The organism is Methylobacterium sp. J-059, assembly GCF_022829485.1.
GTDB lineage: Bacteria > Pseudomonadota > Alphaproteobacteria > Rhizobiales > Beijerinckiaceae > Methylobacterium.
In genome coordinates this window covers 1-11490 of sequence record NZ_JAKSYA010000148.1, presented here as the reverse complement: position 1 = coordinate 11490, position 11490 = coordinate 1, and the positions used below count along the sequence as shown (strand labels likewise).

The following is an 11490-nucleotide window of genomic DNA, read 5'->3' as shown; positions in this document are numbered from 1 at the left end:
CACCCTCCCCCGCTTAAGGGGGGAGCGAAGACCCGCGGGCGGTTGAACCGGATGCGTGCGTCCGGCCGGCGCTCGGCCGCTCAGCCCGCGTTGGCCTTCGGCGTCAGCTTCAGGATCCGTCCGTCCGGGCCGTCGGTGACGGCGTAGACCGCGCCGTCGGGGCCGACGCGCACGTCGCGGATGCGGGCGTCGAGGGGAACGCGCTCCTCGGTGACGACCTTGTCGCCGTCGCGCTTCAGCACCACGATCCCCTCGCTGACGAGGCCGCCGACGAGGAAGTCGTCCGTCCAGGCGGGAAACAGCGTGCCGGTGTAGAGCGCCATGCCCGACGGCCCGATCACCGGATCCCAGTAATAGACCGGCTGCACCGTGCCGGCGGCCTGGGTCACGCCCTCGCCGAGGGGCTCGCCGGAATACTCGATGCCGTAGGTCGCGACCGGCCAGCCGTAGTTGAGGCCGGGCCGCGGACGGTTGAGCTCGTCGCCGCCGCGGGGCCCGTGCTCCACGGTCCAGAGCCGGCCCTGGCCGTCGAGCGCCGCCGCCTGGACGTTGCGGTGGCCGTAGGACCAGATCTCGGGCTTGCCCTTGTCGCTGCCGTAGAACGGGTTGTCCTTGGGGGCCTGGCCGTCGGCGTCGATGCGGAACACCTTGCCGAGGCCGCTGGCGAGGTCCTGGGCCTGGACGCGCGTCGCCTTGTCGGAGCGCTCGCCCACGGTGACGAACAGCTTGCCGTCGGCGGCGAAGACCAGGCGCGAGCCGAAATGCTTGTCGCCGTCGTAGGTCGGCATCTGCCGGAAGACGACCTTCACGTCGTCGAGCTTCGCCCCGCCCTTGCCGTCCTGGACGAGCTTGGCCTTCGCCACGGTGGTGCCGTTGCCCTTGTCGCGGGGCTCGCTGTAGCTGAAGAACACCAGCCCGTCGGTGGCGAAGCCGGGGCTCAGGGCGATGTCGAGCAGGCCGCCCTGGCCGCGCGCGTCGACCTTCGGCACGCCGGCGATCGCCGGGCCGACGGTGCCGTCCTTGGACACGATCCGGATCTTTCCGGCCTTCTCGGTGACGATCATCCGGCCGTCCGGCAGGAACTCCATCGCCCACGGGCTCGCGAGCCCCTTCGCGACCGTCGCGACCTCGACCTTCGTGGCGTCCGCCGGCTTCGGGGCGCGGGTCTGGTTCGGCAGCAGCGGCTTGTAGCCGGTGTTCGGCGGGGCGGTCTCGGCGGGGGTGTCGCCGGCGCTCTTCGCCGCGGGTGCGCTGAAGGCGTCGCCCTCGATGCGGGACGGCCGCTGGGCGGCGCTGTCCTCGGCGAAGGCACCCGGTGCCAGCGCGACCGCCGCCACGGTGGCGAGCGCGAGGGATCGGAAGCGCGGCACCTGCAAAAATCCTGTCACCGTCAAGAATCCTCCTGGATCGGGTCGGCCGCACGCGCGGCATCGGTCTGGCGTGCTCGGTCACATGGGGCGGGGGCGCCGCCAAAGCGAGCGCGGGACGGCCGGAGCCGCCGCGTCCGCTGCGCTGCGGACCGAATCGCCATGAACCGGGTGGGCAGCCGGCATGCGGTCCGGTCGACCGCCTTGACCGCAGCACGGCGGGTCGCCAATTCTTCCTTCACCGATCGGCGGGCGGCCTGCTGCAGGCGCTCGCGCGGTCCTTGAGAAGGGTATTTTCCGATGGCGACGGTGAAAGTGACCGACGCGAGCTTCGAGCAGGACGTCCTCAAGTCCGTCGAGCCCGTGGTCGTGGATTTCTGGGCGGAGTGGTGCGGTCCCTGCCGGCAGATCGGTCCGGCGCTCGAGGAGATCGCGTCCGACATGCAGGGCCGCGTAAAGATCGCGAAGGTGAACGTGGACGAGAATCCCGGCATCGCCTCGCAGTACGGCATCCGCTCGATCCCGACGCTGCTGCTGTTCAAGAACGGCGAGCGGGTCGACCAGAAGGTCGGCGCGGCGCCGAAGGGTGACCTGTCCCGCTGGATCAGCGCGCAGACCGCCAGCGCCTGACGCGGCGACCGATCAGGACGAGCCCGCCTCCTCACGGAGGCGGGCTTTTTCGTGCGCGTCGGTTTTTTCGGCGCGTCGGACGGTGCGCGCAAAAAGAAAGCCCGGCCGTGAGGCCGGGCTTTCTCGCGTTTCGAAACCCAATTCGAATGATCGGAGCCGACCCCGGGCTCTGAGCGGCCCGTGGGTCGGAGGTCGGATCCTAGTACGAGCCGAACTTGTAGTTCAGGCCGGCGCGGACGACGGCGAACTCGGTGTCGTTGCGGCGGGCGACGTAGCCCGGAGCGAAGAACACGGCGCCGGCGGCGTTGGTGGCGTAAGCGCCGTTCAGACGGTTGTTCTGATCGAGGTTCACGTAGAGGGCTTCGACCTTCACCGTCACGGCCGACGAGCGGAAGAAGTTCAGGAACGAGTCCGTCGGGAGGGCGTACTCGACGCCGCCGCCGGCGGTCCAGCCGGTCCGGAAATCGTCACGGCTGCTGTTCGGCAGGCCGAACTCGCGGCCACCGCCGGCGCCGTAGGCAAAGCCGCCGGTGCCGTAGAACAGAGCCTTGTCGACCGCGTAACCGATGCGGCCGCGCACGGTGCCGAAGAAGTCGAGGCTGGAGATGCCGTTCGGGCTGAACGCCTGGACGCCGGGCGCGAGGGCGAACCCGGGGGTGACGACGTAGCGGTTCCGGTTGCGGCCGAAGTCGACGTACTGGGCGTCCGCCTCGATACCGATCACGACGCCGGAGCCCGGGGTGAACTGGTAGTTGTAGCCGACCTGGCCACCGCCGGTGAACCCGTCGGTGGAGTTCGAGCCGCCGAAGGCGATCTGGGTCGGGACGGCGGCCGCGACGGCGGTGCCCGGAGCCACGTTCACGACGGTCGCGCCGGAGCGGTCGTTCGCGTCGAAGCCGTAGCCGGCGTTGATACCGAAGTAGAAACCGGTCCAGGTGAAGACCGGCACCGGCGTGAACACCGGCGGAGGCGCGCGGCGCGGCAGGTCGGCGGCCGAAGCGGCGGCGGTGAGCGCCGTGAAGGCGGCCAATGACGTCAGAAGCGTTTTCATGTTTTTTTGATCCCCAGCGTGTTGCCCGATCGATGCTGAGGATAAGTGATTTCCCACGGCCAAGATGTAACATCCGGGCCACAGCTGCCTGGTGTCTGCATTGTTGCGCCCATCGCGTGTGCTGTGCAGCAAAATAAGTCTGAGGTTTACCGCAGATCAACGCAAGGTCAGGTCGGCGGCGTGCCGTTGGCGGTCAGGACGGCGCCGACGAGGTAGAGCGAGCCGCAGATCAGGATCCGCGGCGGCTGCTCGAAGGCGATGTCGGCGACCATGGTCAGCGCCGCCTCGATGCTCGGCGCGATGCGGGCGCTGAGGCCGACCTGGGTCGCGATCTCCTCGACCTCCTCGGCGGGCCGCGCCGCCATCGATCCGGCGATCGGCACCGCGATCAGCGCGCGCGCCAGCCCGACGAAGTGGCGCAGGAAGCCCTCCGCGTCCTTGGTGCCGAGCAGGCCGACGATCAGGACCAGCGGCACGTCGCTGCGCTCGCCGAGGTCGGCCAGCGCCGTCGCGAGGATGCGTCCGCCGTCGATGTTGTGGCCGCCGTCGAGCCAGAGCTCGGAGCCGGGCGGCACCAGGGCCGCCAGCCGTCCGCGGGCGAGGCGCTGCATCCGGCCCGGCCAGTCGACGTTGCGCAGGCCGGCTTCCACCGCGCCGACGCCGATATCGCCGAAGCCCGCCGCCCGCAAAGCTGCGATGGCGGTGCCGGCATTGGTGAACTGGTGGCGGCCGACGAGCTTGGGGCGCGGCAGATCGAACAGGTCCGTCTCGTCCTGGTAGACGAGGCGGCCGCTGTCCTCATGGACCGAGAAATCCTGGTTGCCGACCCAGACCGGCGTGGCGCCGACCGCCGCGGCGCGGCGGCACAGCACCGCGTCCGCCTCGGCGTAGTCCTGGGCCGCGATCACCGCCGGGCAGCCGCGCTTGAAGATACCGGCCTTCTCGATCGCCACCAGCTCGACGGTGTCGCCGAGATACTCGGCGTGGTCGCGCCCGATCGGCGTGACGACCGCCGCCGCGACCGTGTCGATCACGTTGGTCGCGTCCACGCGGCCGCCCAAGCCCACCTCGAGCAGCAAGACGTCGGCCGGCGCCTCGGAGAACAACAGCAGCGCCGCCGCAGTGGTGATCTCGAACACCGTGATCGGGTCGCCCGCGTTGGCGGCCTCGCAGCGCGCGAAGGCCTCGGCGAGCCGGTCCTCCGGGACGTAGTGGCCGCCGCCGATGCCGCCGAGCCGGATGCGCTCGTGGAAGCGCACGAGGTGGGGCGAGGTGTAGACGTGCGCGGCCAGGCCCCCGGCCTCCAGGATCGCCCGCATGAACGCGATGGTCGAGCCCTTGCCGTTGGTGCCGCCGACGTGGATCACCGGCGGCAGCCGGCGCTCGGGGTGGTTCAGGCGCGCGAGCAGGCTCTGGATCCGGCCGAGCGACAGGTCGATCGTGCGCGGGTGCAGGGCCAGGAATCGCGCCATGAGCGCATCGGAGGAATCCATGGGCGTGCGGCGCGTCAGGCGGGTTCGAGGATCGGTGCGGATGCGGCCGGCGCCGGCGCGGCGGGCGGGCTTACGTTCATCAGCAGGCCGCAGATCCGCACGATGGTGTCCTTCAGCGCGTGGCGGTGGACGACCTGATCGAGCATGCCGTGCTCGAGCAGGTACTCGGCGCGCTGGAAGCCATCGGGCAGCTTCTCCCGGATCGTCTGCTCGATGACGCGCGGGCCGGCGAAGCAGATCAGGGCGCCGGGCTCGGCCAGGTGCACGTCGCCGAGCATCGCGTAGGAGGCGGTGACGCCGCCGGTCGTCGGGTTGGTCAGCACGACGACGTAGGGAAGCCTTGCCGCGCGCAGGCGCCGGATCGCCACGGTGGTCCGCGGCATCTGCATCAGCGAGAGGATGCCCTCCTGCATCCGCGCGCCGCCCGAGGCCGCGAACATCACGTAGGGCGTGCGCTTCTCCAGCGCCGTCTCCGCGCCGCGGATGAAGGCCTCGCCCGCCGCCATCCCGAGCGAGCCGCCCATGAACGCGAAGTCCTGGACCGCCAGCGTCATCGGCTGGCCGCCGACCCGGCCGAACCCGACCTTGAACGCATCCTGCATCCCGGTCTTGGTGCGCGCCTCCTTGAGGCGGTCGGCGTAGCGCTTCTCGTCGCGGAACTTGAGCGGGTCGACGGCGACCTCCGGCAGCGGCACGTCGATCCAGGTGCCCTCGTCGAACATCATCTTGAGCCGCGCGCTCGCGCTCATCTTGAGATGGTGCTCGGAGCCGGGGATGACCCAGTGGTTCCCCTCGACTTCCTTGTGGAACACCATCTGCCCGGTATCCGGGCATTTCACCCAGAGGTTCTCGGGCGTCTCGCGCTTGAACAGGGTCTTGATCTTGGGGCGCACGACCTCCGAGATCCAGTTCATCGGTTCGACCATCATGAAGCGCCCGTCCGGTTCGATCGGGCCGACATCGTCGATCGGCCCCGCGTAGCTCAGGCTTGCATATCGGGGCCGGTGCCCCGGTCGGCCAGTGCCGTCGGCGTCAGGCCGCGCGGGCCGAGGCCGAGCGCACCCCGGCGGCGAGCTCGCGCACCAGCGTCGAGACCGCCTCGACGCTGCCGCCGGTGGCCTGGCCCGCGCCGTCGAGCGTCCGATGCAGCGCGTCGACGAGCGCCGAGCCGACGACGACGCCGTCGGCGCCCTTGGCGATGGCCGCGGCATGCGCCCCGGTCCTCACGCCGAAGCCGACCACCACCGGCAAGGCCGTGTGGCGGCGGATGCGCCCGACCGCGGTGCCGACCGCGGCGAAATCCGGCGTCGCCGTCCCGGTGATGCCGTTGATCGACACGTAGTAGACGAAGCCCGCGGTGTTCGCGAGCACGGCCGGCAGGCGGCGCTCGTCGGTGGTCGGCGTCGCCAGCCGGATGAAGGCGAGGCCCTTGGCCAAAGCCGGCAGGCAGAGCTCGTCGTCCTCCTCCGGCGGCAGGTCGACCACGATCAGCCCGTCGATGCCGGCCGCCGACGCGTCGTCGAGGAAGCGCGCGACGCCGTAGGTGTGGATCGGGTTGAAGTATCCCATCAGGATCACCGGCGTCTCGGCGTTGCCGGCGCGGAACCGGCGCACGAGGTCGAGCGTCTTCGCCACGCCCTGGCCGGCCTTGAGCGCCCGCAGGCCCGCGGCCTGGATCGCCGGGCCGTCGGCCATCGGGTCGGTGAAGGGAAGGCCGAACTCGACGATGTCGGCGCCCGACGCCGGCAGCGCCTCCAGCACCTTCAGCGAGGTCTCGGGATCGGGATCGCCCGCCATCACGTAGGTCACGAGGGCGGCGCGGCCTTCCGCGCGGCAGCGGGCGAAGGTGGCGTCGATGCGGGCGGCCATGGTGCCTGTCCGTTCCTGGTGTCGAAGAAGGAGATCGCGAAGGGATCGAGGAGCGATCGAGGGTTGGCGGACGGGATCGCCCGAGGGATTGGTGCCGCGCCTACACCATCGGCGGCGGCCCGTGAAGCGGAGGCGGTTTGGCGGCCCGTCCTCGCGTGCGCGAGGCGGCCGGGTGCGCATGCCTCGAAAGCGGGCATGGACGTTCGCGCGCCAGCCGCCTATTGTGCAGGCAGGCGGGAATACTTTGCACGCTATTGTGGCAGATCAAGAAAAACCCTAGGTCTCGAATCACGGTCGCCAAAGATCGACAAACGAATCCGAGGACACGCCATGACCAATCCTTCCGAGATCAAGAACCGCTTCCACGCCAGCCTCGAGGCCTCCGAGGCCCGCGAGAACGGCTTCCGCAGCCGTCTGCTCGCCGAGGGCGCGCGCGCGCTCCAGCCGGTGCTCGGCGTCCTGACCCTGATGTCCGAGGTGCTCGACGAGCGCGACAACGTGCACGGCAGCATCACCGGCCTGGATTGCGCGATCGACAGGGAAGACTTCGTCACGCTGCGCGCGGTCCTCAGCGGCACCTCGCAGCCCGAGCAGCGGATCGTGATCAAGTACGGCCCCGAGCTCGGCGGCCGCAACCTGATCTCGGTTTCCGGCATCGGCCAGACCTACGCCGAGAAGCTCGTCGCCAAGACCCATTGCGCCGCGAGCCTCGGCCGCTCGGTCGGCAGCGACCTGCAGCTCGACGTCGCCCGCGCCGAGGACCTCGCCGAGGTCGTGCGCGAGATGGTCGAGGCCTACTTCGTCGGCCAGGCCCAGGTGCCGGTGCAGCACCATGCCGGCGCCATCGAGGGCCACGCCCGCTACGCCGTGCAGTGATCCCGCGCCGCAAGGCCCGCCCGACCTCCGCTCCGGCGACGGTTCCCCCGTCGCCGGAGCGTCGGCGCGTCCTATCTGCGTGACGACGCAGCGTGTCCCGGCCCCTGCCGGACCCGCGACCCACTCACGCATCGCCCCGGTTCTCAGGGCGCACGGGACGCTCCGCATGGCTTCCATGACCACCCCCGTCTGGTTCATCACCGGCTGCTCCACCGGCTTCGGCCGCGACCTCGCCCGCGCCGTGCTCGCCCGCGGCTGGCGCGCGGTGGTGACGGCCCGCGACCTCGGCCGCGTCGCCGACCTCGCCGAATCGTCCGGCGACCGCGCCCTCGCGCTCGCCCTCGACGTCACCGACCAGGGCCAGGTCGACGCCGCGGTCGCAGCCGCCCACGCGGCGTTCGGCCAGGTCGACGTGCTCGTGAACAATGCCGGCTACGGCTACCAGGCCTCGGTGGAGGAGGGGGTCGAGGCCGAGATCCGCGCGCAGTTCGACGCCAACGTGTTCGGCCTGTTCGCGCTGACCCGCGCGGTGCTGCCCGGGATGCGGGCGCGGCGCAGCGGCCGCATCCTCAACATCACCTCGGTGGCCGGCTTCATCGGGTTTCCCGCGTCCGGCTACTATTCGGCGAGCAAGCACGCGGTCGAGGGCTGGTCGGACGCGCTCGCCGCCGAGACCGCGCCGCTCGGCATCAAGGTGACCTGCATCGAGCCGGGCCCGTTCCGCACAGACTGGGCCGGGCGCTCGCTGAAGCAGACGCCGAGCGCGATCGCCGATTACGCCGAGACCGCCGGCGCCCGCCTCACGGCGACGTCCGAGAAGAGCGGCACCCAGGCCGGCGATCCGGCCCGCGCCGCGGAGGCGATGATCCATGTCGCCGAGATCGAAGATCCGCCGCGCCACCTCGTCCTCGGCGCCTGGGGCTACGATGCGGTGACCGCGAAGCTGAAGGCGCGGCTCGCCGAGATCGAGGCCTGGCGCGAGACCAGCCTCGGGGCGGATTTCCCGGGGGGCTGACGCGGTCTCGCGTCCATTGGCGCAACCTCCGGTTAAGCGCCCTTGCAAACCCATCGTTCAGCCTCTGCTGCGATGGTCGCTCCGCCCGGACGCGTCACGCCGGGGGAGATCCGCATGGACCCCAGGGACCTCGTCGTCGCGCTCGCGCTCCTCGTCGCCATCGCCAGCCTCGCCTTCGCCTGGGCGCGGCGCGGGCGGGCGGGCGCCCTGGACGACGCCGAAGACCTCCACGACCGGATCTGGCAGGTCTCCGAGAGCGAGGACCGCTACCGCGCCCTGGTCGAGGCCACGACCGACGTGATCGTCCAGCGCGACGCGGCCGGCCGCATCACCTTCGCCAACGAAGGCTACGCCGCGCTGTTCGACCGGACGCCGCTCGCGATGATCGGCGCGACCCTCGATCTCCAGGTGCTCGAGACCGCCGGCGCCGAGACCGGCCCGGACGGCGTGCGCCGGAGCGAGGCGCGGGTGATGCCGGCCGACGGCGTGCCGCGCTGGTTCGCCTTCGTCGAGGTGCCCGTCGCCCGCGGATCCGAGCCGATCCAGTGGCTGCGGGCCGGCCGCGACGTCACCGGCCGGGTCGAATCGGCCCGCGCCCTCGACGTGGCGCTGTCGCGCGCCGAATCGGCTAGCGTCGCCAAATCGCGCTTCCTCGCCACCGTCAGCCACGAGTTCCGCACGCCGCTCAACGGCATCCTCGGCATGGCCGACCTCGTCCTCGACACGAGCCTCGACGGCGAGCAGCGCACCTACGTCCAGGCGGTGCGCACCAGCGGGCAGGCGCTGCTGGCGCTGATCGACGGCATCCTCGACTTCTCCCGCATCGAGGCCGGCCGCATCGACCTCGCCGCCGAGCCGTTCGATGTCTCCGCCACCGCCGAGGCGGTGGTCGAGCTGCTGGCGCCGCGCGCCCAGGACAAGGGCATCGAGATCGCCCTCGACGTCGCCGACGGCGTGCCGGGCCTGGTGATCGGCGACGGCGACCGGGTGCGGCAGATCCTGGTCAATCTCGTCGGCAACGCGGTGAAGTTTACGCAGGGCGGCGGCGTCGGCGTCAGCGTGGCGCAGGCCGACGGCGCGATCGTGCTCGCGGTCGCCGATACCGGGCCGGGCATCGCCGACGACCGGGTCGGATCGCTGTTCGAGGAGTTCGAGCAGGGCGACGGCAGCGCCAGCCGCAGCCACGAGGGCACCGGCCTTGGCCTCGCCATCACCCGCCGCCTCGTCCTGCGGATGGGCGGGCGGATCGAGGCGGAATCGAAGCTCGGGCGCGGCTCGACCTTCCGCGTCGTGCTGCCGCTGCCGGCGGCCGAGCATCAGCCCGCCGCCGTGCCGCGCCCGGTGCTCGCCGCGCGCAAGGTGCTGATCGTCGCCGATTCGCCGTTCCAGGCCCCGTTCCTCGCGCGCAACCTCGCCCGCACCGGCGCGTCCGCGGTGGTGATGCCGAACCTCAAGGACGGGCTCGATGCGCTCGCCGGCGTCGGCTTCGACGCGGTGATCGCCGACCGCGCGCTCGGCGACGACGCCGTGCGGCGCCTCGCCGACCAGGCCAAGGCCTGCGGCGTGCGCTGCAGCCTCGTCCTGCTCTCGCCGTTCGACCGGCGCGAATTCGGCGCGCCGAATGCGGCCGGGTTCGACACCTACCTGATCAAGCCGGTGCGCGCCCGCTCGCTGTTCGACCGCCTGCTCGCGCCCACCCCGCCGGCCGAGCCCGCGCCCGAAGCGGCCAACGCCGCGCCCGTGCGCGCGGGCACGGGCCTGCGCGTTCTGCTGGCCGAGGACAACCCGATCAACGCGCTCCTGGCGACCAAGGCCCTGGAGCGCCTCGGCGCCGAGGTGGTGCACGCGGCCGACGGTCTCGAGGCCCTGGCCCGCCTCGCGGAGGGCGGCACGTTCGACCTTGCCCTGATCGACATCCGCATGCCGAACTGCGACGGCCACGAGACCGCCCGCCGCATCCGCGCCGCCGAAGCCCGCGGCAAGGGCGGCCGGCTCCACCTGGTCGCGTTGACCGCCAACGCGGGCCGCGAGGACGAGAAGGCCGCGCGCCGGGCCGGCTTCGATGGGTTCCTGGCCAAGCCCCTCGACCTCAAGCTCCTGCCCGGCCTGCTCGAGCGGCGCGTCGCGCGGGCGGCTTGACGGACGCGTCCCCCCGCGCGAACACCGTCGCCATGCCTTCCGACACGCCCGCCGACCCGCACCCGACGTCCCGCGACCCCGGCGGCCTGGCCGCCTGGGGCATCGCCGCCCTCGTGGCGGCGACGGTGCTGCTCGGCGTTCTCCTGCCCAACCGCGCCCCCCACGGCCCGGCCTCGCCGGCCGACGACGCGACCTGCGCCGAATGGGGCGACGGCTGCCGCGTCTGCCGGCGGCTCGCCGACGGGCCGGCCTGCTCGCTGCCGGGCATCGCCTGCACGCCCGGCCCGCTTCAGTGCCTGCATCGCGTCGGCGGTTGAGGCCGGAGGTCGAGCCGCGGCCCGTCTTCCGCTTCGCCCCGAGCCCGAACGGCCGGCTGCATCTCGGCCACGCCTATTCCGCGCTGCTCAACGCCGCGCTCGCGTCCCGCACCGGCGGCCGCCTGCTGCTGCGGATCGAGGACATCGACCCGACCCGCTCGCGACCCGAGCTGATCGACGCGATCGGCGCCGACCTCGCCTGGCTCGGGCTCGTCTTCGACCCACCCGTCCGCCGCCAGTCGGAGCACATGCCGGACTATCGCGCCGCCCGCGACGGGCTGATCGCGCGGGGTCTGGCCTATCCCTGCTTCTGCACCCGCGGCGACATCCGTGCCGCCGCCGGCGGCAATGCCGCGCGCGACCCGGACGGCGCGCCGCTCTATCCCGGCACCTGCCGGGCGCTCGATCCTGAGACCGCCGCCGCCCGTCGCGCCGCCGGCGAGCCGCACGCCTGGCGGCTCGACATGGCCCGGGCGATCGGGCAGGCGCCGGGCCCCCATGTTTATACGAACCTGGCGCTTCTCCCTCCCCCCGACGGATCTCGAGCTTGCCCGGGATCCGCACCTTGCGTGCCCAAGTCGGGCAGAACTGACTTGGGTGCGGGGGAGGGTGGGCCTCGCGTCGGCGAGGGTCGGGAGAGGGGAGCGCCCTTTCAGGCATCGTCGCTTCCCTCTCCCGACCCGCTTCAGGGGGGAGGAGAGGGCGCGTTTCACGAGATGGTCCGGGTCGTTGA

General features: G+C 71.9%; 11 protein-coding genes. 6 read left to right on the top strand and 5 right to left on the bottom strand.

Annotation, left to right across the window (positions count from 1 at the left end; translation table 11 throughout):
• Positions 1-80: 80 nt before the first annotated feature.
• Positions 81-1370: a PQQ-dependent sugar dehydrogenase gene (locus MKK55_RS21925; RefSeq protein ID WP_243937630.1), complete on the bottom strand. Its 1290-nt coding sequence runs from the start codon at positions 1368-1370 to the stop codon at positions 81-83.
• A gap of 297 nt (positions 1371-1667) precedes the next feature.
• On the opposite strand from MKK55_RS21925, the gene trxA reads away from it, so the two are divergent.
• Positions 1668-1997: a thioredoxin gene (trxA, locus tag MKK55_RS21920; protein ID WP_147751865.1), complete on the top strand. Its 330-nt coding sequence runs from the start codon at positions 1668-1670 to the stop codon at positions 1995-1997.
• Positions 1998-2196: 199 nt separating this feature from the next.
• Here the strand turns inward: trxA and MKK55_RS21915 are convergent, their stop codons facing one another.
• The 4 genes from MKK55_RS21915 to trpA all read right to left on the bottom strand — a co-directional run bounded on the left by MKK55_RS21915 (position 2197) and on the right by trpA (position 6410).
• Complete coding sequence (locus MKK55_RS21915; RefSeq protein ID WP_147728404.1) at positions 2197-3048, bottom strand: outer membrane protein; 852 nt, start codon at positions 3046-3048, stop codon at positions 2197-2199.
• 167 nt (positions 3049-3215) lie between these two features.
• On the bottom strand, positions 3216-4541 hold the full coding sequence (locus MKK55_RS21910; protein ID WP_147728403.1) for a bifunctional folylpolyglutamate synthase/dihydrofolate synthase: 1326 nt from the start codon (positions 4539-4541) through the stop codon (positions 3216-3218).
• A 14-nt stretch (positions 4542-4555) separates the two neighbouring features.
• Complete coding sequence (gene accD / locus MKK55_RS21905) at positions 4556-5467, bottom strand: acetyl-CoA carboxylase, carboxyltransferase subunit beta (RefSeq protein WP_147728406.1); 912 nt, start codon at positions 5465-5467, stop codon at positions 4556-4558.
• 106 nt (positions 5468-5573) lie between these two features.
• A complete protein-coding gene (gene trpA / locus MKK55_RS21900; RefSeq protein ID WP_243937627.1) occupies positions 5574-6410 on the bottom strand; it encodes a tryptophan synthase subunit alpha in 837 nt (278 codons plus the stop codon).
• 330 nt (positions 6411-6740) lie between these two features.
• On the opposite strand from trpA, the gene MKK55_RS21895 reads away from it, so the two are divergent.
• The 5 genes from MKK55_RS21895 to MKK55_RS21875 all read left to right on the top strand — a co-directional run.
• Complete coding sequence (locus MKK55_RS21895) at positions 6741-7286, top strand: hypothetical protein (protein WP_147841991.1); 546 nt, start codon at positions 6741-6743, stop codon at positions 7284-7286.
• Positions 7287-7452: 166 nt separating this feature from the next.
• A complete protein-coding gene (locus MKK55_RS21890) occupies positions 7453-8301 on the top strand; it encodes an oxidoreductase (protein WP_147860125.1) in 849 nt (282 codons plus the stop codon).
• A gap of 114 nt (positions 8302-8415) precedes the next feature.
• A complete protein-coding gene (locus MKK55_RS21885) occupies positions 8416-10440 on the top strand; it encodes an ATP-binding protein (RefSeq protein WP_147860126.1) in 2025 nt (674 codons plus the stop codon).
• 32 nt (positions 10441-10472) lie between these two features.
• Positions 10473-10757, top strand: a complete 285-nt coding sequence (locus MKK55_RS21880; protein WP_243937625.1) for a hypothetical protein — start codon at positions 10473-10475, stop codon at positions 10755-10757.
• A partial coding sequence (locus MKK55_RS21875) for a glutamate--tRNA ligase family protein (protein ID WP_243937623.1) occupies positions 10754-11490 on the top strand: 737 nt, incomplete at its 3' end. The genes MKK55_RS21880 and MKK55_RS21875, both read left to right, overlap by 4 nt.